This is a genomic window from Mycolicibacterium aromaticivorans JS19b1 = JCM 16368 (assembly GCF_000559085.1).
Classification (GTDB): Bacteria; Actinomycetota; Actinomycetes; order Mycobacteriales; family Mycobacteriaceae; genus Mycobacterium; species Mycobacterium aromaticivorans.
Map to the genome: position 1 here is coordinate 2,648,700 of NZ_JALN02000001.1, position 19,767 is coordinate 2,668,466.

A 19,767-nucleotide genomic window follows, 5' to 3' on the forward strand; every position below is an offset into this window, starting at 1 on the left:
AGATACGTACGGTTGAGGTGTGACCTATCCCATTCGCATCGGCGTGCAACTGCAGCCGCAACATGCCCCCGACTACAACCAGATCCGCGATGCCGTCCGCCGCTGTGAGGACATCGGCGTGGACGTGGTCTTCAACTGGGACCACTTCTACCCGCTGTTCGGCGACCCCGATGGTGCGCACTTCGAGTGCTGGACCATGCTGGGCGCCTGGGCCGAGCAGACCTCCCGCGTCGAGATCGGCGCGCTGGTCTCCTGCAACTCCTACCGCAACCCGGAACTGCTGGCCGACATGGCCCGCACCGTCGACCACATCTCCGGCGGCCGGCTGATCCTCGGTATCGGGTCAGGCTGGAAGCAGAAGGACTACGACGAGTACGGCTACGAGTTCGGCACCGCGGGCAGCCGCCTCGACGACCTCGCGGGCGCACTGCCACGGATCAAGTCCCGGCTGGCCAACCTGAATCCGGCCCCGACCCGGGACATCCCGATCCTCATCGGTGGACAGGGTGAGAAGAAGACGCTGCGCCTGGTCGCCGAGCACGGCGACATCTGGCACGGGTTCACCAACGCCGAGACCTACCCCGGCAAGGCCGAGGTGCTCGACCGTCACTGCTCCGACGTCGGCCGCGACCCCGCCAAGATCGAACGGTCATCGGGCGTCGAGGGCCGCGACCGCGACACCATCGTCGCCAACGCCGAGGCGCTCACCGGACTCGGCGTGACTCTGCTGACCGTCGGCTGCGACGGACCGGACTACGACCTCGGCGCCGCCGAGGCTTTGGTGCGCTGGCGCGACAGCCGTTAGCAGGGATCGAACTCCAGCGGCAGGGATTCCAGCCCGAAGGTGCCGGCGGGCCACAACGTGGTGGCCTCGCCGGCCAACCGGTAATCCGGGATGCGCGCGTGGAATTCCTCGATGGTGAGCCGTAATTCGCGGCGGGCCAGGTGCGAACCCAGGCACCGGTGGATACCGCCGCCGAAGCCGAGGTGCACGGCCTTGGCGCTCAGGTCCATCTCGTTTGCGGTGTAGGCATACGGTCCGTCGCGGTTGGCGGTGAACAGCATCAGCATGACCTGCGAATTCGCCGGGATCGTCACGCCTTCGACCTCGACGTCGGCGGTCGTTACGCGCGGCACACCGGGCACCGGGCCATCGAGACGCAGCACCTCTTCGATGAACGGCGGGATCAGCGACGGGTCTGCTGTCAACCGGTGACGCAGCACCGGATCGTTGGCCAGGTTGAGCAGAGCGAAGCCGATGGCACCGGTGACGGTGTCGAGTCCGGCCAGGACGATCAGGAAGCACAGCCCCAAGATCTCGGCATCGGTCCACGCCTCGTCGCCGTCGAGGGCCAGGATGTTGCTGAGCATGTCGTCGCCCGGGTGGCTCCGCTTGATCTCCAGCTGTTCGGCCAGGAAGGTGAAAAGGGCTATGCTGCAGTCGATTACCGACTGTGACTGCTCGCTACCCAGTGATGCGATGTCGGCACCCTTGATGATCCCGCTGACCCAGCCGAGGAACTTGGGCAGGTGCTCCAACGGCAGCCCGAACAGCGTCAAGATGGCCTGGGTGGGGAACTTGTAGGACAGGTCGGCGACGACGTCGCAACAACCCAGCGGAGCGAACTTGTCGATGTGCCCGCGCAGCTGTGCCCGCAGTTCCCCATCCATCGCTTCCATGCGTTTGGGTCCGAACATCGGGTCCAGCACCCGTCGATAGTCCGCGTGCTTCGGCGGATCGATCGCGATCGGGATCATCGAGATGGCGTTGGCAACGCCGTCGAAAGCTTTCGCCGACGAGAACAACTCGGGGTGCTTCTGGGCGAAGCGGACCCCCTCGTAACTGGTGATCAACCACATCTGCCCGACCCGATACACCGGGCCCGGTCTACGCAGATGGTCCACGGCCGCCGTGCGCCCGCTCGGGACCGGCGTAGCCGCGTAGTAGCCGTCGGGCATTTCCGTCGTCGTCATGGTCGGAGAGTAACGAGACTCACAGTCTCGTTACCTGGGATTGCCCGAGATACCCGCAAGTAACCGGCAGGATTGCCACAAGTGCACTCGTCTGGTCACCCCGGAGAGGGAAATGCCCAAACGGTATGGGGTCAAAGAGAAAGACCTGGTTGTCGCCCACGTCCTGGACTTACTGCTCACCGGTCGGCTGCGGTCGGGAGATCGCGTGGACCGCAACAAGATCACGGCTGCCCTGGGTCTGAGTCGGGTGCCCGTCCAAGAAGCCCTCAACCAACTCGCACACGACGGCATCCTTGAGTCGCGCTATCACCGCGGCGCGTTCGTCCACCGCTTCGATGCCGACGTCCTGCGCGAACACCATGAAGTCCACGGCCTACTGACCGGTGCTGCATCCGCGCGGGCCGCCGCCGATCCCCGGCCCGACGTCCTCGACCGGCTCGCCGAGCCGATAGCCGTCATGCGCGCCTCATCCGACTCACGGGCCTTCCTCAACGCGGCCGACCTCTTCAGAGCCATCGTCCTCGACGAGTACGCCGGCCCGCGACTGAGCGCGGGCATTCGGGCCTCGCGCGGGTTCATGCCCCACGAATTCTGGGCCAGCTACCCGGACACGGTGAACCAGCTTTTGCCGCTCGCCGAAGCTGAACACGCCGCGATCCACCGCCGTGATCCCTCATCCGCCCGGCAGGCCTGCCTGGACCGCACCGACCTGATGGCCGACGTTCTCATCGGGGACCTGCGCCGACGTGGGGTGCTCACCGACTTGGGTTCCGTCTGATCGCAAGGCGCGACGGGATTGCCGCGGGCAGTACCTTGCTAATGATGGCTGAACTCTGCGACCGGGCACCGCGGGCCGGCATACGCCTGGCGGCACTGCTCTCGGTCCTGTTGATGATCGCCGGCCTGGTGGCCGCCGCGCCGGCGGGGGCAGACCAGTGCGCGCCGCCGGGGGTCGAGTCGGCCAGCGCGCTGCCGACGAACCTCGCCGCCGCAGCCAAGGGGCCGGACGAGGACAAATACACCACCGCCACGGCGCAGCCGTTGACGTCGGTCAACCGTGACGCACTCGGCCTGGTCACGCCCGGCACGCTGACGGTCGGCACGCTGTCGGATGCACCGCCGAGCATCTGCATCGACTCGAAAGGACAGTTCACCGGATTCGACAACGAACTGCTGCGGGCGATCGCCGACAAGCTCGGCTTGAAGATCTCGTTCGTCGGCACCGAGTTCTCCGGTCTGCTCGCCCAAGTCGCCGCCCGCCGCTTCGACGTCGGGTCGTCGTCGATCACCACCACCGACGCGCGCCGGCGCACCGTGGGTTTCACCAACGGCTACGACTTCGGCTACTTCTCCCTCGTGGTGCCGTCCGGTTCGGCCATCACCGGATTTCAACAACTCGGCCCCGGCCAGCGAATCGGCGTGGTGCAGGGCACCGTTCAAGAGGCCTACCTCGTCGATACCCTGCACCTGCAACCGGTGAAGTTCCCGGACTACAACACCGTCTACGCCAGCCTCAAGACCCGCCAGATCGACGCCTGGGTGGCGCCCTCGCAGCAGGCGGTCGGCACGGTCAAGCCCGGCGATCCGGCTCAGATCGTCGAAAACACCTTCAGCTTGGACAATTTCGTCGCCTACGCGGTCGCGAACGAGAACAAGCCGCTGATCGACGCCCTCAACTCCGGCTTGGACGCCGTGATCGCCGACGGCACGTGGTCGAAGCTGTACTCGGAGTGGGTGCCGCGTGCTCTGCCGCCGGGCTGGAAGCCGGGCTCGAAAGCGGCGCCGGTTCCGCAGCTGCCTGACTTCGCCGCGATCGCCGCCGCGCACCAGAAACCCGCCTCGGTCGGGGTGGCGCCGAAATCGGTGCTGACCCAACTGCGGGAGTCGTTCCTGGATTGGGACCTCTACAAGAGGGCCATCCCGGACCTATTGACCACCGGGTTGCCCAACACGCTGATCCTGACGGTGTGCGCCAGCGTGATCGGACTGCTGCTCGGCATGGTGCTGGCCGTGGCAGGGATCTCCCGGTCGCGGTGGCTGCGCTGGCCGGCCCGGATCTACACCGATATTTTCCGGGGGCTGCCCGAGGTGGTGATCATCCTGCTGATCGGGCTGGGCATCGGGCCGGTCGTGGGTGGCATCACGGACAACAACCCCTTCCCGCTCGGTATCGCCGCACTCGGGCTGATGGCCGCGGCCTACATCGGCGAGATCTTCCGCTCCGGCATCCAGAGTGTGGATGCCGGGCAGCTGGAAGCGTCCCGTGCGCTGGGGTTCAGTTACTCCTCCTCAATGCGGTTGGTGGTGGTCCCCCAAGGCGTCCGCCGGGTGCTGCCCGCCCTGGTGAACCAGTTCATCTCGCTGCTCAAAGCGTCGTCGCTGGTGTACTTCCTGGGTCTGGTGGCCAGCCAGCGCGAGCTGTTCCAGGTGGGTCGCGATCTCAACGCACAGACCGGCAACCTGTCGCCGTTGGTGGCGGCGGGCCTGTTCTACCTGTTGCTGACCATCCCGTTGACGCACTTGGTCAACTACATCGACGCCCGGTTGCGCCGCGGCCGAACGCAATCCGACGAGGATCCGCTGGCGCCGAGCGCAACGAGCCAGGAGATGGTGTGATGGCCTCGCTTCCTGAACCGGTCTCGTTGGCCTGCAAGGATATTCATCTCGCCTTCGGCCCCAACAAGGTGTTGCGCGGTGTGAACTTGGACGTGCCCGCCGGTACCACGACGGCGGTCATCGGCCCGTCGGGCTCAGGGAAATCCACCCTGCTGCGCACCCTCAACCGGCTCTACGAACCCGACCGCGGGGACATCCTGCTGGACGGCAAGTCGGTGCTGACCGACGATCCCGACGCGTTGCGCCAGCGCATCGGCATGGTGTTCCAGCAGTTCAACCTGTTCCCGCATCGCAGCGTGGTGGACAACGTCGCGCTCGGGCCACGCAAACTCAAGGGGCTGTCGGCCGGCGAATCCCGCGAGCTGGCGCTGGCCCAGCTGGACCGGGTCGGTTTGAAGCACAAAGCCGAGGTGCGACCGGCCACGCTGTCCGGTGGTCAGCAGCAGCGGGTGGCGATCGCGCGGGCGCTGGCGATGGCGCCGCAGGTGATGTTCTTCGACGAGGCGACTTCGGCGCTCGACCCCGAACTGGTCAAAGGGATCCTGGCGCTGATCGCCGAGCTCGGCTCGGACGGGATGACGATGGTCGTGGTCACCCATGAGATGGGGTTCGCCCACTCGACCGCGGAGTCGGTGGTCTTCATGGACTACGGCCAGGTGATCGAATCCGGGCCGCCCGATCAGATCTTCAGCGCCGCCGAGACCGAGCGTCTGCAGCGTTTCCTGTCGCAAGTTCTCTAACTCGGGCGCGTAATGGCGCGTATCGCGCGGTTGACAACCGCGGACAGGTTAGACTAGCGAACTATGATTGAGGCCGAGCCGCAGGTCACTGACCTGTCCGGGGACCTGCAGCGGGTCCTGTCGAAGCTCTTTTCGGTCTTGCGCCGCGCCGACACCAAGTCCACCACCGCCGGAGCCGACCTCACCCTCGCACAGCTGTCCATCCTGCTGACCCTGCTGGATCAGGGTCCGATCCGGATGACCGAGCTGGCCGCACGCGAACGGGTGCGCACCCCAACCACCACAGTGGCGATCCGCCGGCTGGAAAAGCTCGGACTGGTCAAGCGGTCGCGTGACCCCTCGGACCTGCGGGCCGTTCTCGTCGAGGTGACGCCGCAGGGGCTGGTGCAGCATCGCGAAGCGCTGGCGGTCCGGCGGGCGAACCTGGCCGCGTTGCTCTCGAAGCTGAGCGACGAGGAGCGCGAGACCTTGGCCAAGGCACTGCGACCGCTGGAGCGGTTGGCCGAGCAGGCCGAAAGCTAGTTCAGCCCCGGCGGGCAGGAGCGAAGCGACTCGGGGAGCTAGCCGAGCCAATCGAGGACCGCGGCCGCGGTCCAGGACTGTTGCATGCTGCCCAGCGGCTCGCCGGTGAACGGTTCGTAGTACTCGGCGAAGGTACCGTCGCTGGCCTGTCGAAGGCCTTCCTGGCGCAGCAACAGCGAGCGCTCCGACCATCCGCGGCGCGCGAACGCCCACGAGAACAACCATGTCAGCACCGGCCAGACCGGCCCGCGCCAATACTCGCGCGACCGAAAGTCCTTGGACACCGGCGATGTCGACGGGATCACCGCGTACCGCAGGTCCGGATGCCCGCAGAACCGCGGGCCTTCCAGTACCCGCAACAACGCCCGTTCCCGGTCGTGCGGTAGGCCGCCGCACAGCAGCGGAGCGAACTGCGCGGCGGTCTCCGTCGCAATCCACTTGTCGGCTCTCACGTCGAAATCGCGTGCGGCGCCGGTCCTTTGATCAGTGGTCTCGACGACGCCGGCCCGGAACCGCTCGGCCCACGAGTAGAGGTCGCGGACGTCGGCGTGGGGCCGCTTGTAGTCCTCGCCGATATTGGCCAGCACATCGCAGGCGACCGCGAAAATCGCTGACACGAAGACATCTTCGACCGCGAAGCTCATCACCTTCGGCAGCAGATCGTCGTCGTAGCGGACCGACTTCATCTCCTCGAGCAGCCACAGATACCGGTCGTACTCGGTGTCCGACGGGCGCTGGCTGGCGTCGGTGACAATGTGGGTGTCCTCGCGCTGATACTCCGGGAGGTTCCCCGGAATCACGTTGGCGTAGGCGGAATCCCAGCGCGGCGAGTTGTCCATGCCGGACTCCCAGCCGTGATACAGCGTGACGCGACCGTGCTCGTTCTGATCGCGGGCCTCGGCCAGCCATCGGTGCCAGCGCACCAGATCCGGCCACCGACGATCCAGAAACGACTCGGCGACCGCGCGGGTGGAACGGCCCCTGGTGCGGGCTCGGTCCAGAATGCGTTGCACCGCAATGGCATGCACCGGCGGCTGGGTGATCCCCGAGGTGTGCCTGGTGCGCGGGGCGTGCGCTGCCAATGCCGACGTGGCCCAGCGGGCCGGGCCGGGGAAGTATCCGTCGACGCCGTTGGCGAACACGATGTGCGGGATCATCCCGTTGGTCCACTGCGCGGACAGCAGGGTGTCCAGTTCGACGACAGCGCGCTCGACGCTCAGCGGTGCCAGGCCGACCGCGACGAACGCGGCGTCCCAACTCCACATGTGCGGGTAGAGCAGCGGCGCCGCGGAGGTCATCACACCCAGGTCGTTACCGCGCAGCAGGTAGGCCGCGCGGGCCGCCAACTGTGTCGGGCCGAAGCTCGGGTCATATGCCACGCGTTCATTCTGCGGCGCGAACCTGCGAAACGCAGATCGGTAGGGTAAGTGAATGGCGATCGGTGGGCAGGAGCGAAGCGACCCCGGTAAGAAAACAGCCTTGATCACCGGTGCCAGTGGCGGGATCGGATCGGCTATTGCCGATGCGCTGGCCCCCACCCACACCCTGCTGCTGGCGGGCCGTCCGTCTGACCGCCTGGACGCCGTCGCCACCCGTCTCGGTGCCACCACCTGGCCGTTGGACCTCACCGATCCCGCCGGGATCGAAGCCGCCGCCGAGCCACTCGCCGAACTGGACGTGCTGGTCCACAACGCCGGCGTCGCCTACCCGGGACGGTTCGACGAGTCGACGCCCGAGCAGTGGCGGGCCTGCTTCGAGGTCAACGTGACCGGCGCCGTCGCTCTCACCCAGGCGCTGCTCCCGGCGCTGCGCGCGGCGCGCGGGCACGTCGTGTTCATCAACTCCGGCGCCGGTCTGAACGCCTCACCCGGACTGGCTGCCTACTCGGCCAGCAAGTTCGCCCAGCGGGCGTTCGCCGATTCACTGCGCGCCGACGTCCCCGAGTTGCGGGTCACCAGCGTGCACCCAGGCCGGGTCGACACCGAGATGCAGCAGGACCTGGTCGCCTACGAAGGCGGGCAGTACGACCCGGCGAAGTTCCTCAAGCCGGAAACCGTCGCGCGGATCGTCGCCGAGGTGATCGCCGGCCCGCCCGACGCGCACACCCACCAGGTGGTGGTTCGGCCGCGCGGTTAGCCTCGCGCCGAGATCGACGTTTTGCGGCGATCTACTCGCACTTTCCCTGCCAGTTGTCGGTTTGGGCGAAAAGGGGGTGGGTCAGACGACGAGGTTCACCAGCCGGCCCGGCACCACGATGACCTTCTTCGGGGTGGCACCTGCCAGGAAGGCCTGGACCTTCTCGTCGGCGAGCGCGGCCGCTTCGAGGCCGGCCTTGTCGGCGTCGGCGGCAACGGTGATGCGTCCGCGCACCTTGCCGTTGACCTGCACCGGGTACTCGACGGTGTCGGTGACCAGATACTGCGGGTCGGCGACCGGAAACGGTCCGTGCGCCAACGACTTCGAATGGCCCAGCCGCTGCCAGAGTTCCTCGGCCAGGTGCGGCGACAGCGGCGCGACCATCAAGACCAGCGGCTGCAGCGCCGCCCGCGCAGTGACGCCCTCCTTGGTGAGGTGGTTGGTGTACTCGATCAGCTTGGCCGCGGCGGTGTTGTTGCGCAGGCCCGCATAGTCCTCGGACACACCCTCGATCGTGCGGTGCAGCAGCCGCAGGGTGTCCTCGTCGAGCGCCTCGTGTTCGGAAGCCCTTGTCTCACCGGTGGACTCGTCGACCACAAGCCGCCACACCCGCTGCAGAAAGCGGTAGGCGCCGACGACATCCTTGGTCGCCCACGGCCGAGACGCCTCCAGCGGGCCCATCGACATCTCGTACACCCGCAGCGTGTCCGCTCCGTAGCCGTCGCAGATCTCGTCCGGGGAGATCGAGTTCTTCAGGCTCTTGCCGATCTTGCCGAACTCCTGGAACACCTCTATGTCGCCGTCGTCACCGGGCAGGAAGAACTTCCCGTCCCGCTCGACGACGTCGGCCGCCGGCACGTACGCGCCGCGGGAGTCGGTGTAGGCGAAGGCCTGGATGTAACCCTGGTTGACCAGGCGGCGGTATGGCTCGCGAGAGCTGACGTGTCCGAGGTCGTGCAGCACCTTGTGCCAGAAGCGCGAGTACAGCAGGTGCAGTACCGCATGCTCGACGCCACCGACATAGAGGTCCACTCCCCCGGGATCTGCCGGGCCGTGCTCGGCCGGTCGCGGGCCCATCCAGTACTGCTCGTTCTCCTTGGCGCAGAACTCGTTTGGATTGTGCGGGTCGGCGTAGCGCAGTTCGTACCAGGAGCTGCCCGCCCACTGCGGCATCACGTTGGTGTCGCGAGTGTAGGTCTGCAGGCCGTCACCGAGGTCCAGTTCCACCGTCACCCAGTCGGTGGCTTTGTTCAGCGGCGGGGACGGCTCGCTGTCGGCGTCGTCCGGGTCGAACATCACCGGTGAGTAGTCGGCGATATCGGGCAACTCCACCGGGAGTGCCGATTCGGGCAGCGGGTACGCCCGGCCGTCGGCGTCGTACACAATCGGGAACGGCTCGCCCCAGTACCGCTGCCGCGCGAAAAGCCAGTCCCGCAGTTTGTATTCGACGCGGGCGCGTCCGCGGCCGTCCGCCTCCAGCCGCTCGGTGATCGCGCTCTTGGCGTCCGCGACGCTCAGGCCGTCAAGGTAGCTCGAGTTCACCAGCGCACCGTCACCGGAATACGCGGCCTCGGAAATATCTCCGCCCGAGATGACTTCCACGATCGGCAGACCGAATTCGGTGGCGAACTCCCAGTCGCGCTGATCGTGTCCGGGGACGGCCATGATCGCGCCGGTGCCGTAGCCGACCAGGACGTAGTCGGCGATGAAGACCGGAACTTGTTGTCCGTCAGCCGGATTGATCGCGGACGTGCCGAGGAACACGCCGGTCTTGGTCTTGTTCTCCTGGCGTTCCAGATCGGACTTGGCCGCGATCGAGCGCCGATAGGCCGCCACCGCCACGGCCGGGGTGTCGGCGCCGTTGGTCCACCGCGGGTCCACACCGTCCGGCCACTGCGCGGCCGTGAGCTGGTCCACCAGCTCGTGCTCGGGAGCCAGCACCAGGTAGGTCGCGCCGAAAAGAGTGTCGGGCCGGGTGGTGAAGACCTCGATGTCCGCGCCGTCGGCGTCGAACAACACCGACGCTCCGGTGGATCGACCGATCCAGTTGCGCTGCATGGTCTTGACCTTCTCCGGCCAGTCCAGCACCTCGAGATCGTCGAGCAGCCGATCGGAGTAGGCGGTGATGCGCATCATCCACTGCCGCAACCGCTTCCGGAACACCGGGAAGTTGCCGCGCTCACTGCGGCCGTCGGAGGTGACCTCCTCGTTGGCCAACACGGTGCCCAGCCCCGGGCACCAGTTCACCAGCGAATCGGCCAGATAGACCAGCCGGTAGCCGTCGATGACGTCGGCTCGCTCACCCGCGGAAAGGGTGGCCCACTGCCTGCCGTCATCGAGAGTGCGCGCACCGGAATCGAATTCGGCGACCAGATCGGCGATCGGACGGGCCTTGTTCTGGTCGGTGTCGAACCAGGCGTTGTAGATCTGTAGGAAGATCCACTGAGTCCACTTGTAGAAGTCCACGTCGGTGGTCGAGAAGCTGCGCCGCTGGTCGTGCCCCAGACCGAGTCTGCCCAGCTGGCGGCGAAAATTGACGATATTGGCCTCGGTGCGGATCCGCGGATGGGTACCGGTCTGGATCGCGTACTGCTCGGCGGGCAGGCCGAAGGCGTCGAAACCCAACGCGTGCAACACATTGCGTCCGGTCATCCGGAAGTAGCGCGCATAGACATCGGTGGCGATGTAACCCAGCGGATGCCCGACGTGCAGGCCCTCACCGGAGGGGTAGGGGAACATGTCCTGGACGAACATCTTGTCGTCGGGAACCGCCGAACCGTCGGCGGGTGCCAGTGACCCGACCGGGTTCGGCACATCGAAGGTGCCCCACGACTGCCAGTTGTCCTGCCAAGTGCGCTCGATCCGGCCGGCCAGCTCGGCGGTGTAGCGGAACCGCGGGGTGTCGGCGTCGGCGCTGCCCTGCGGTGCGGCGGTCGGGGTTTCGGTCACGCACACAGGGTATAAGGGCCGCTCGCGGGTCCACCCTCGCGATAGCGCTGTGTGACCCCGGTCGCACCCTGTGCAACAGCCCGGTCTCGGATGGATTGCAGTGCGGTCGACGGTTGGTTCCAGGTCTGTTCCAGCCCTATCCGGGCTGCCCGGCAGGCCGATACAGTCGGCCTCCTGACAAGGGGCCTCACCTGGCCCGACCGTGTCGAAAAGGACAGCTGCGATGATCACGAATGCCCGTAACTGGCGGGTGGTAGTAGGTGGGATGGCCGCCGGTACAGCCGCCGTCCTCGGTTTCACCGGCGCGAACGCGTCAGCGGATCCGGTCGTTCCCGTTCTGCCCGCGCCCGTCACCGTCACCCAGACCGTCACCGTCGCCCCCGAGGTCGCGGCCGCGAACGCGGTCCCCGCCGCAGTGCCCGCGGCGGCACCGGCCGCCGTCCCCCAGGTCGCCGCTGTTCCGCAGGCCGCCGCCCCGGCCGTCGCGCCTGCCGTGGCGCCTGCCGTGGCCGCACCGGAGACCCTGGCCCCCGCCGCGTCCGGCACCCTTGCCGACTTCTTCAAGGACAAGGGCGTCAAGATGGAGCCGCAGAAGGCCAGCGGCTTCACCGCGCTCAACCTGGTGCTGCCGATGCCGCGCGGCTGGACCGTCGTGCCCGACCCGAACGTCCCCGACGCGTTCACCGTGCTCGCCGACCGGCTCGGCGGTGACGGTCTGTACACCTCGAACGCACAGCTGAAGGTGTACAAGCTGGTCGGCGACTTCGATCCGAAGGAAGCCATCACCCACGGCTATGTGGACAGCCAGCAGCTGTTCAACTGGCAGGCGACCGACGCCTCGCTGGCCGATTTCGGCGGTTTCCCGTCTTCGCTCATCGAGGGCACCTACCGCGAGAACGACATGACGCTGAACACCTCACGCCGCCACGTCATCGCCCAGTCCGGCCCGGACCGCTACCTGGTGTCGCTGTACGTGACGACCGCCGCCAACCAGGTGGTCGCCACCGCTGACGCGACCGACGCCATCGTCAACGGCTTCCGGGTGGCGTCGCCGACGGCCGCGCCGCCCCCCGCTCCGGCACCCGCAGCGGCACCGCTGGCCGATGCGTCGGCGCCGGCCCCCGCGCCCGCTCCGGCCGTCCTTCCCCCGGTGCCCGCTCTGCCGCACTGAACCCGGGCTCGTATTGTGGCCCCATGTTCATCGTCGGCCTGGTGTGCCTGGCAATGGCCGTCCTCGTCGGCGGCTCAGGCGCGTGGACGCTGACCCGACCGCCCAGCGCTGACGTCACCGCGCAGGTGATGCGTGCGGTCGCACCGACCCAGTTGGCCGCCGCCGTCATGCTGGCCGCCGGCGGAGCCGTCGCCCTCGCCGCGCCCGCGCGTACCGGGCTGCTGGTCCTGATCGTGTGCGTGATCGGCGCGGTCGGAACGATCGGCGCCGGGTCCTGGCAAGGCGCCCGATACGCCGCCAGACGAGAAGCTCAGGCCGGCGGCTGCGCGGGGAGCTGCGCGAGCTGCACTCTGTCCTGCAAGTGAGTCACTCGGCGACCTGATGAGGGCGCTGCGTCGCGGCTCCGGAGTCGACCCGTTCCTGCTGCTGCTCATCGCGGTCGTCCTGCTGGCCACTGTGCTGCCTGCCCGCGGTGCGGCGGCCGACGCACTGTCGCTGATCACCAAGATCGTCATCGCCCTGCTGTTCCTGCTGTACGGCGCCCGGCTGTCCCCACAGCAGGCCTGGCACGGGGTACGGCAGTGGAAGCTGCACCTGCTGGTGCTGTCCACCACGTTCGTGGTGTTCCCGCTGCTCGGGCTCGCGGCCCGAGCGCTGGTTCCGTCGGTGCTGACCGACGATCTGTACACCGGCCTGCTGTTCCTGTGCCTGGTGCCGTCGACCGTGCAGTCCTCGATCGCGTTCACCTCGATGGCACGCGGGCACGTGTCGGCGGCGATCGTCAGCGCGTCGCTGTCGAACATCGTCGGCGTCTTCCTCACACCGCTGCTCGTTCTGGTGCTGATGCCGCTCGGCGGGGCACCCCGGGTCGACGGGTCGGCGGTGGCAGACATCGTGCTGCAGCTGTTGGCGCCGTTCGCCGCAGGTCAGCTGCTGCGCCGGTGGTTGGCGCCGGTGGTGACCCGGCACGCGGCGTTGACCAAGGTCGTCGACCGCGGCTCGATCCTGCTGATCGTCTACGCCGCGTTCTCGGTGGGGATGGCCGAGCACATCTGGAGCAGCGTGCAGCCGTGGCGGGTGGTGGCCGTCGCCGCGGTTAGCGCGGTGGTGCTGGCGGCGGTGCTGGCCTTCACCTGGATCACCGGCAGACTGACCCGGCTAGATCGCGCGGATGCGATCGTGCTGTTGTTCTGCGGGTCGAAAAAGAGTCTGGCCTCCGGGCTGCCGATGGCACTCGTGCTGTTCCCCGCCGCCAGCGTGGGCTTGATCATGTTGCCGCTGATGCTGTTTCACCAGATCCAGCTGTTCGTCTGCGCGGTGATCGCCACCCGGCTTGGCCGCGGGGCGACGGCAGTCAGTTCCGGCTGACGTCGATCGGATGGGTCGCCAGCAGCGACAGCGGTAACGGCTGGCGCCGCAACACCCGCGACCACAAGTCCACCCGCTGCTCGACCAGCACATCGGAAGGCAACGCGGACAACACAATCCAGTCGTCGCGTTCGATCTCGCCCTCCAGCTGGCCGATGGTCCAGCCGGAGTAGCCTGCGAAGATCCGCACCCCCTCGACGGCCGGGGCGATCAGATCGGGGTCGGCGTCCAAGTCGATCATCACCATTCGGCCGGCAACATGGCGCATACCGGGCATGCCCTGCGGATCGGTGCCCACCCGCAGCGTGCCCAGACACAGCGCGGCGTCACGCTTGACCGGCCCGCCGATGAACATCGTCTTGGGCTTGGCGGCCAATTTCGACCACTGCGGCAACACGTTGTAGACAGCGGTCTCACTGGGGCGGTTGAGCACCACACCCAAAGTGCCGCCGTCGTTGTGCTCGACGACGTAGATCACGCTGCGCCGAAACGTCGGCTCCATGAGATCGGTGTTGGCCAGCAGCAACGTTCCCGGTCGTACCCGATTCGCCGCAGGCGCGACGAAATCTTCGGGGTCCTCGGACTGTGCCACCCCACCATCATGGCATCAGGTAGGTGTTGCTGTGGTAACGGGCGCGTGTGGATATTTGTACTGTTGGTCCGATGGTCGACGCCCGCGCACCCGGTTCGCTCTGGCGATCCGTGCGCAGCCTGCCCGAGTTCTGGCGGTTGCTCGAGTTGCGGACCGCCAGCCAATTCGGTGACGGGTTGTTTCAGGCCGGGCTCGCCGGCGGGTTGTTGTTCAACCCGGAACGAGCGGCCGATCCGTGGGCGGTAGCGGGCGCATTCGCGGTGCTGTTCCTGCCGTACTCGATCGTCGGCCCGTTCGCCGGAGCACTGCTGGACCGCTGGGATCGCCGGGCGGTCCTGGTCGCGGCGAACCTGGCCCGGCTGGTATTGGTCGTCGGCGTCGCCGTGCTGCTGGCTGTCGGGGCCAGTGACCTGACCGTGCTGTGCGGTGCGCTGATCGTCAACGGCTTCAGCCGGTTCGTCACCTCAGGACTGTCGGCGGCGCTGCCACACGTCGTGCCGCGCCAGTCCGTCGTGGTGATGAACTCCGTCGCGACGGCCACCGGAGCCACCGCCACATTCCTGGGCGCGAACTTCATGCTGTTGCCGCGCTGGCTGTTCGGCTCCGGCGATGCGGGCGCGGCCACCATCATGTCGATGGTGGCGGTGCCGATCGCGGTCGCGTTCGTGTTGTCGCTGCGCTTCCCGCGGCACGTGCTCGGGCCTGACGACACCGCCCGCGCCGTGCACGGTTCGGTGTTCTACGCCGTCACCACCGGGTGGATCTACGGCGCGCGCACGGTGCTGACCACGCCCACCGTCGCTGCCACACTGTCCGGCCTCGCCAGCCACCGGATGGTGTTCGGCATCAACACCCTGCTGGTGCTGGTCATTGTTCGGCACAGCGACACCCCGGCCGTGGGTGGTCTGGGCACCGCTGTCATCTTCGTCGCGGCCACCGGCGGCGGCGCGTTCCTGGCCAACGTGCTGACTCCGATGTCCATCAAACGGTGGGGCCGATACGCGACCGCCAACGGGGCGTTGATGTGCGCGGCGGTCATTCAGCTGACCGGCGCCACCCTGCAGTTGGTGGTGATGATCGTGTGCGGGTTCCTGCTCGGGCTGGCCGGCCAGGTCGTCAAGCTGTGCGCCGACACCGCCATGCAGATCGACGTCGACGACGCGCTGCGCGGACATGTGTTCGCCGTGCAGGATTCGTTGTTCTGGGTGTCGTTCATCGCCGCCATCACCGTCGCCGCGGCGGTGGTCCCGGCCGACGGCCACTCGCCCGTCCTGGCTTTGACCGGCTCGGTGGTCTATCTCGTCGGCCTGGCGGTGCACAGCGCGGTCGGGCGTCGCGCGTGATCTCGGCGCGCAAACCGCCGACAGGCGAACGACAGCGCGCCGAAATCGCTCGGGGCCGGGACTAGGTTCGATCCATGGCAGCCGCGGACCCGATCATCGACGACCTGCGCGACGAAAGCGATGCGCTCGACGCCCTCGTCGCGCCGCTCGGCCCGTCCGGCTGGGCGCAGCCCACACCGGCGCCCGGCTGGACCATCGCCCATCAGATCGCACACCTGCTGTGGACGGATCGGGCGTCGCTGCTGTCGATCACCGACGAGCCCGCGTTCGGTGAACTGCTCGCCGCGGCACGGGCCGACCCGTCGGGCTTCGTCGACAAAGCCGCCGACGAGCTGTCGCTCACCCCGCCCGAGCAGCTGCTGGCGCAGTGGCGCGAGACCCGCAGGCAGCTGCACGCCGCGCTGCGCGGGGTGGCCGACGGCCGCAAGCTGGCCTGGTTCGGGCCGCCGATGAGCGCACCGTCGATGGCCACCGCACGGCTGATGGAAACCTGGGCGCACGGGCTGGACGTCGCCGACGGTCTCGGTGTCGCGGTCGCTCCGACGTCCCGGCTGAAATCGATCGCCCACCTCGGCGTGCGCACCCGCGACTTCGCGTTCACCGTGCACGGACTCACCCCGCCTGCCGAGCCGTTCCGCGTCGAGCTGACGGCGCCCGACGGCAGCTGCTGGGCATGGGGGCCCGGGGACGCGGCCCAACGCGTGACCGGGTCGGCGCTCGACTTCTGCTATCTGGTCACGCAGCGCAGGCCGAGCGGCGAGCTCGACGTTGCCGCCGAAGGAGCCGATGCCGCAAGGTGGCTCGGCATCGCGCAAGCCTTCGCCGGGCCGCCCGGCCAGGGACGCTGACGTACCGGCCGATCGTTGCTTTGGGCAGTATCATCGCCCTTCATGCGCAACCGCCTCCTGGCCGCCATCGCGGCGGGGACGGTAGGCCTCGCGGTCGGCGGGTGTGCGAGCAGTCCCGCGCAGGACCACAGCTCCTCGGCCGCAGCGGATTCGGAATCCGGCCAGGGGCGCAACCCCTACGCGCTCGGGACCGTGGATCCGCCGGCTCCGAATGCGCCGGTGCTCACGGTGACCGGCGGGACGACGTCGCTGTCGCTGACCATCGACCAGCTCAATGCCATGGGCCACGCGACCATCTCGATCGACGAACCCTTCGTCAACAAGCGCGAGACCTACAGCGGTGTGCCGCTGGCGGCCGTGCTCGCCGTGGCCGGAATCGCCGATACCGCAACGATCGACACCGACGCGATCGACCACTACCACTACGTCAGCGTCGTCAAACCGATGATCGACTCGCAGGCTTTGATCGCCACGCAGCGTGACGGCGCGCCGATTCCCTACGACCAGGGCGGGCCCATCCGGATCGTGTTCCCCGACCGCACCCCGCTGTCATCGGCGCTGGAAGCCTGGAACTGGAGTCTGACGTCGATCACGGTGAAGCATCCGGCCGGCTCGTGATCACCGACCGCTGGCTCACCCCGCCCGGCCCTCGGCTGACCCTCAACCGCGGCCAGCAGCTCGTCGCGGCCGTGCTGGTGATGCTGCTCATCGCGCTGGTCGCGATCGGCTTTCAGTCCTCGGCCGATCAAAACGCGTACAGCCAGCACAGCGCCCGCAGCGAAGCCGCAACCACCAACACGTTGTTCACCGTGCGCGACTCGCTCACCTACATCGACCGCGCGCAGCAATACCTGCTCGGCGTGGTGCCCCGGCGCGACGTCCAGCTCGCCAGGGCGATGCTGGCTCAGCGCCTGCGGGTTATCGCGACCAACGGCCTGACCGCCGCCGACAGCACCGGCCCCGACTACCGCGCGGCACTGGCCGCCCTCGACGCGGTGGTCGCCAAGGCGCCGCCCGGCCTGCTACCTGTCGGGCAGCGCGACCAGTGGGCCGGCACCATCCTGCCGCGTTCCGAGGCCCTCTCCGAGCGGGCCCACGAGCTGGCCACCGACAACCAGGTGGAACAACACCGGATGGATCGCCTCGCGGAGCGGAACCTGCTGCGCGGCAGGGTGGTCCAACTGGCCATGCTGATCTCCGCACTGATCCTCGCAGCGATTCTGCTGTGGTGGGTGTCGGCCAACGTGGTACGCCAATACCGAAGCGCCCGAAAGGCTTTCGACGACGAGCGGGAAGTGCTGCGCCAGACCGAATTTCGCCTCGATCGGGTTTCCGCGCTGGAACGCGGGCAGGCGCAGATCCTGGAACGGATCGCCACCGCGGGCCCGGTGTCATCGGTTCTGCGCCAGATCGTGCAGCTGGCCGCCGACGTCTCCGGGGCACCGGCGGTGAGAATGTCGATCGGCAGGCGCACGGTGATCTACCCGCCGGGTGCCGACGTGTCGGGAACGCCGGCTTGGACCGGTGTCGTCACCGACAATGTCGACGGGTCAGGGACGCTTCAGGTGTTCGGCGACGCCGAGGCGCTCGACGAACTCGCCCACACCGCCCTGGTGCGGTGCCGTGATCTGGCGGTGCTGTCACTCGAACGCGATGCGTCCGCGCGGCGGCTGTCCTACCAAGCCAGCCACGACGCCCTCACCGGCCTGGCCAACCGCAGCCTGCTGCTCACGCGGCTGTCGAAGAGTCTGCTGCTGTCCCGTCGCCGCGGAACTCCGCTGGCGCTGCTGTTCTGCGATCTGGACCGCTTCAAGATGGTCAACGACTCGATCGGGCACGCCGGCGGAGACCAGCTGCTGATCGAGGCGGCGCGGCGGCTGTCGGGCACCGTGCGCGAAAGCGACACCGTCGCACGACTCGGCGGCGACGAGTTCGTGGTGCTCTGCCCGGAGCTGCCGGACCGCACCCAGGCCCTCGCACTGGCCAACCGGATCCGCACCGCACTCAGCGTCCCATACACCATCGACGGCAAGGAAGCGTTCGTCGACGTCTCCATCGGCATCACCTTCGCCGACGAATCCACCGTCTCCGGTCACGAACTGATGCGCGAAGCCGACGTGGCGATGTACCGGGCCAAGCTCACCGACGGCCACCACATCAACGTGTTCGACTCGACGCTCGAAGCCGAGGTCGCCCAGCGTCTGGATCTAGACGCCGCACTGCGGCACGCCGTGGAGCGTGGCGAGCTGCGGTGCTCCGCCCAACCGATCGTGGTGCTCGACACCGGAGTGATCACCGGCTTCGAGATGCTGCTGCAGTGGCACCGCCCAGGGCTGCCCGTCCTATATCCCGGTGCGTTCATCCCGCTGGCCGAGGACAACGGGATGATCGTCGAGATCGGCCGGTGGGTGCTGCACGAGACCATTCAGACCCTCGCGCAGTGGCGCGCCGACGGGCTGGCGCTCGACCTGACGATGTCGGTCAATGTGTCGCCCCGCCAGGTGCGGGAAACCGGCTTCGCCGAAGAGGTACTGCAGATGCTGGCCGCGGCCGGGTTGCCGCCCGAGGCGCTGATGATCGAACTCACCGAACACGCACTGGTCGACCTGAGGGTGGCCCACCCGACACTGGCGAGGCTCCGCGAGGCCGGCGTCAGCGTCTCCCTCGACGATTTCGGCACGGGATATTCGTCGCTGACCCAGCTGCGCACGCTGCCCGTCGACCAGATCAAGCTCGACCGCTCGTTCGCCGCCGCCCTCGACGAGGGCGACGACAAGCAACGCGCCGTGGTGCAGTCGGTGGTTGCCCTGGCCAGAGCGCTGTCGCTGGACCTGGTGGTGGAAGGCATCGAGACCATCGCCGAGCGCGACACCCTGCTGGATCTCGGCGCCGACAAGGGGCAGGGCTTCCTCTATCACCACCCCGTGCTGTGGGACGCCGCCCGCGCGCTGCTCGAATCGGGCGGGGTGTGCCCTGTGCCGTCGGACGGCGGCTACACCGGACTGGCGTCGTCGGAGAACCCGTCACCGTCGGAGTCGACGACCGTGACGTCCCAGCTGCCGTCCCCGTCGGTGTCGACGTAACCGGTGTCGAACCCGCCGTCGGGCCCGCTCCGCAGCACCCGATCGGCCAGCCCGTCGCGGTCGACGTCCAGCATCCGGTCCTGGCGTCCGTCACCGTCGAAATCGATCGGCCCGTCCGCCGTGTGCTCGACGCCGTCGAGACCGAACCAGCGCAGCGGGCCAATCGGGCCGGCCGGCGTCATCGCCCACGTCCCCGACCCGTCGTCGGTGAAGACGTGCTCCGCGGACCCGTCATCGAGGTCGAACGCAGCGTGGTCGGCCAGCCCGTCGTCGTCGAAGTCGGCTAGCGCATCGTCGAAGGCGCCGTCGCCGTCGAGGTCCAGGCGCACCCCATCGAGCTCACCGTCACCGTCGACGTCCACCCCGGGGTGACCGCTGAACATCGCCGCCGTGCCGTCGCCGTGTCCCAGGCAGTAGTCCATACC

18 protein-coding genes are annotated in these 19,767 nt (G+C 68.0%); 13 read left to right on the forward strand and 5 right to left on the reverse strand.

Annotated features, from left to right (window positions below; genetic code table 11):
- Nucleotides 1-19: 19 nt before the first annotated feature.
- A complete protein-coding gene (locus Y900_RS12830; protein ID WP_036342227.1) occupies nucleotides 20-805 on the forward strand; it encodes an LLM class F420-dependent oxidoreductase in 786 nt (261 codons plus the stop codon).
- Here the strand turns inward: Y900_RS12830 and Y900_RS12835 are convergent.
- Nucleotides 802-1,974, reverse strand: a complete 1,173-nt coding sequence (locus tag Y900_RS12835; protein ID WP_036342229.1) for a cytochrome P450 — start codon at nucleotides 1,972-1,974, stop codon at nucleotides 802-804. The two genes, Y900_RS12830 and Y900_RS12835, sit on opposite strands and share 4 nt — an antisense overlap.
- A gap of 112 nt (nucleotides 1,975-2,086) precedes the next feature.
- Here Y900_RS12835 and Y900_RS12840 point away from each other — a divergent pair, with 112 nt between their 5' ends.
- The 4 genes from Y900_RS12840 to Y900_RS12855 all read left to right on the forward strand — a co-directional run bounded on the left by Y900_RS12840 (nucleotide 2,087) and on the right by Y900_RS12855 (nucleotide 5,852).
- A complete protein-coding gene (locus Y900_RS12840) occupies nucleotides 2,087-2,752 on the forward strand; it encodes a GntR family transcriptional regulator (RefSeq protein ID WP_036342232.1) in 666 nt (221 codons plus the stop codon).
- Between the two features lie 113 nt (nucleotides 2,753-2,865).
- Nucleotides 2,866-4,590 carry an ABC transporter substrate-binding protein/permease gene (locus Y900_RS12845; RefSeq protein WP_420329816.1) on the forward strand — a complete coding sequence of 575 codons (1,725 nt, stop codon included), beginning with the start codon at nucleotides 2,866-2,868 and terminating at the stop codon, nucleotides 4,588-4,590.
- The gene (locus Y900_RS12850) at nucleotides 4,590-5,330 is read left to right on the forward strand and encodes an amino acid ABC transporter ATP-binding protein (RefSeq protein ID WP_036342234.1); all 741 of its coding nucleotides are present in this window, start codon (nucleotides 4,590-4,592) and stop codon (nucleotides 5,328-5,330) included. The genes Y900_RS12845 and Y900_RS12850 overlap by 1 nt, the downstream gene beginning before the upstream one ends.
- Nucleotides 5,331-5,393: 63 nt before the next feature.
- The gene (locus tag Y900_RS12855; protein ID WP_036342236.1) at nucleotides 5,394-5,852 is read left to right on the forward strand and encodes a MarR family winged helix-turn-helix transcriptional regulator; all 459 of its coding nucleotides are present in this window, start codon (nucleotides 5,394-5,396) and stop codon (nucleotides 5,850-5,852) included.
- Nucleotides 5,853-5,890: 38 nt separating this feature from the next.
- On the opposite strand, the gene ggh is transcribed toward Y900_RS12855, so the two are convergent.
- Nucleotides 5,891-7,231 carry a glucosylglycerate hydrolase gene (gene ggh / locus Y900_RS12860; RefSeq protein ID WP_036342238.1) on the reverse strand — a complete coding sequence of 447 codons (1,341 nt, stop codon included), beginning with the start codon at nucleotides 7,229-7,231 and terminating at the stop codon, nucleotides 5,891-5,893.
- A 52-nt stretch (nucleotides 7,232-7,283) separates the two neighbouring features.
- On the opposite strand from ggh, the gene Y900_RS12865 reads away from it, so the two are divergent.
- On the forward strand, nucleotides 7,284-7,988 hold the full coding sequence (locus Y900_RS12865) for an SDR family oxidoreductase (protein WP_051660041.1): 705 nt from the start codon (nucleotides 7,284-7,286) through the stop codon (nucleotides 7,986-7,988).
- An 81-nt stretch (nucleotides 7,989-8,069) separates the two neighbouring features.
- Here the strand turns inward: Y900_RS12865 and leuS are convergent, their stop codons facing one another.
- Nucleotides 8,070-10,937 (reverse strand): leucine--tRNA ligase, encoded by a 2,868-nt coding sequence (gene leuS / locus Y900_RS12870; protein WP_036342241.1) that lies wholly within the window; start codon nucleotides 10,935-10,937, stop codon nucleotides 8,070-8,072.
- A gap of 223 nt (nucleotides 10,938-11,160) precedes the next feature.
- On the opposite strand from leuS, the gene Y900_RS12875 reads away from it, so the two are divergent.
- Genes Y900_RS12875 through Y900_RS12885 form a run of 3 tightly spaced genes read left to right on the forward strand, consistent with a single transcriptional unit; the run spans nucleotide 11,161 to nucleotide 13,476 of the window.
- Nucleotides 11,161-12,108: an LpqN/LpqT family lipoprotein gene (locus Y900_RS12875; protein ID WP_036342243.1), complete on the forward strand. Its 948-nt coding sequence runs from the start codon at nucleotides 11,161-11,163 to the stop codon at nucleotides 12,106-12,108.
- Between the two features lie 23 nt (nucleotides 12,109-12,131).
- Nucleotides 12,132-12,473: a hypothetical protein gene (locus Y900_RS12880; protein ID WP_036342245.1), complete on the forward strand. Its 342-nt coding sequence runs from the start codon at nucleotides 12,132-12,134 to the stop codon at nucleotides 12,471-12,473.
- A gap of 16 nt (nucleotides 12,474-12,489) precedes the next feature.
- Nucleotides 12,490-13,476: a bile acid:sodium symporter family protein gene (locus tag Y900_RS12885; RefSeq protein ID WP_036342247.1), complete on the forward strand. Its 987-nt coding sequence runs from the start codon at nucleotides 12,490-12,492 to the stop codon at nucleotides 13,474-13,476.
- On the opposite strand, the gene Y900_RS12890 is transcribed toward Y900_RS12885, so the two are convergent.
- Nucleotides 13,463-14,068 carry a YqgE/AlgH family protein gene (locus Y900_RS12890; protein WP_036342250.1) on the reverse strand — a complete coding sequence of 202 codons (606 nt, stop codon included), beginning with the start codon at nucleotides 14,066-14,068 and terminating at the stop codon, nucleotides 13,463-13,465. The genes Y900_RS12885 and Y900_RS12890 overlap by 14 nt on opposite strands.
- A gap of 71 nt (nucleotides 14,069-14,139) precedes the next feature.
- On the opposite strand from Y900_RS12890, the gene Y900_RS12895 reads away from it, so the two are divergent.
- From Y900_RS12895 to Y900_RS30255, 4 genes are all read left to right on the forward strand, one after another.
- The gene (locus Y900_RS12895; RefSeq protein WP_036342253.1) at nucleotides 14,140-15,411 is read left to right on the forward strand and encodes an MFS transporter; all 1,272 of its coding nucleotides are present in this window, start codon (nucleotides 14,140-14,142) and stop codon (nucleotides 15,409-15,411) included.
- 74 nt (nucleotides 15,412-15,485) lie between these two features.
- Nucleotides 15,486-16,259, forward strand: coding sequence for a TIGR03084 family metal-binding protein (locus Y900_RS12900; RefSeq protein WP_036342255.1), 774 nt, complete (start codon nucleotides 15,486-15,488; stop codon nucleotides 16,257-16,259).
- A gap of 42 nt (nucleotides 16,260-16,301) precedes the next feature.
- Complete coding sequence (locus Y900_RS12905) at nucleotides 16,302-16,877, forward strand: molybdopterin-dependent oxidoreductase (protein ID WP_036342257.1); 576 nt, start codon at nucleotides 16,302-16,304, stop codon at nucleotides 16,875-16,877.
- On the forward strand, nucleotides 16,874-19,342 hold the full coding sequence (locus Y900_RS30255; RefSeq protein WP_051660042.1) for a putative bifunctional diguanylate cyclase/phosphodiesterase: 2,469 nt from the start codon (nucleotides 16,874-16,876) through the stop codon (nucleotides 19,340-19,342). Before Y900_RS12905 ends, Y900_RS30255 begins: the two co-directional genes overlap by 4 nt.
- Here Y900_RS30255 and Y900_RS12915 read toward each other — a convergent pair.
- Nucleotides 19,252-19,764 carry a hypothetical protein gene (locus Y900_RS12915; protein ID WP_036342258.1) on the reverse strand — a complete coding sequence of 171 codons (513 nt, stop codon included), beginning with the start codon at nucleotides 19,762-19,764 and terminating at the stop codon, nucleotides 19,252-19,254. The two genes, Y900_RS30255 and Y900_RS12915, sit on opposite strands and share 91 nt — an antisense overlap.
- Nucleotides 19,765-19,767 lie beyond the last annotated feature (3 nt).

Excerpts from the sequence above, each read along its gene's own strand:
- Y900_RS12840 (WP_036342232.1), top strand. The coding sequence starts at position 2,087 with ATGCCCAAACGGTATGGGGTCAAAGAGAAAGACCTGGTTGTCGCCCAC.
- Y900_RS12865 (WP_051660041.1), top strand. The coding sequence starts at position 7,284 with ATGGCGATCGGTGGGCAGGAGCGAAGCGACCCCGGTAAGAAAACAGCC.
- Y900_RS12835 (WP_036342229.1), bottom strand. The coding sequence starts at position 1,974 with ATGACGACGACGGAAATGCCCGACGGCTACTACGCGGCTACGCCGGTC.
- Y900_RS12875 (WP_036342243.1), top strand. The coding sequence starts at position 11,161 with ATGATCACGAATGCCCGTAACTGGCGGGTGGTAGTAGGTGGGATGGCC.
- Y900_RS12845 (WP_420329816.1), top strand. The coding sequence starts at position 2,866 with ATGATCGCCGGCCTGGTGGCCGCCGCGCCGGCGGGGGCAGACCAGTGC.
- Y900_RS12905 (WP_036342257.1), top strand. The coding sequence starts at position 16,302 with ATGCGCAACCGCCTCCTGGCCGCCATCGCGGCGGGGACGGTAGGCCTC.
- Y900_RS12880 (WP_036342245.1), top strand. The coding sequence starts at position 12,132 with ATGTTCATCGTCGGCCTGGTGTGCCTGGCAATGGCCGTCCTCGTCGGC.
- Y900_RS12855 (WP_036342236.1), top strand. The coding sequence starts at position 5,394 with ATGATTGAGGCCGAGCCGCAGGTCACTGACCTGTCCGGGGACCTGCAG.
- Y900_RS12900 (WP_036342255.1), top strand. The coding sequence starts at position 15,486 with ATGGCAGCCGCGGACCCGATCATCGACGACCTGCGCGACGAAAGCGAT.
- Y900_RS12885 (WP_036342247.1), top strand. The coding sequence starts at position 12,490 with ATGAGGGCGCTGCGTCGCGGCTCCGGAGTCGACCCGTTCCTGCTGCTG.
- Y900_RS12915 (WP_036342258.1), bottom strand. The coding sequence starts at position 19,764 with ATGGACTACTGCCTGGGACACGGCGACGGCACGGCGGCGATGTTCAGC.
- Y900_RS12895 (WP_036342253.1), top strand. The coding sequence starts at position 14,140 with ATGGTCGACGCCCGCGCACCCGGTTCGCTCTGGCGATCCGTGCGCAGC.
- Y900_RS12850 (WP_036342234.1), top strand. The coding sequence starts at position 4,590 with ATGGCCTCGCTTCCTGAACCGGTCTCGTTGGCCTGCAAGGATATTCAT.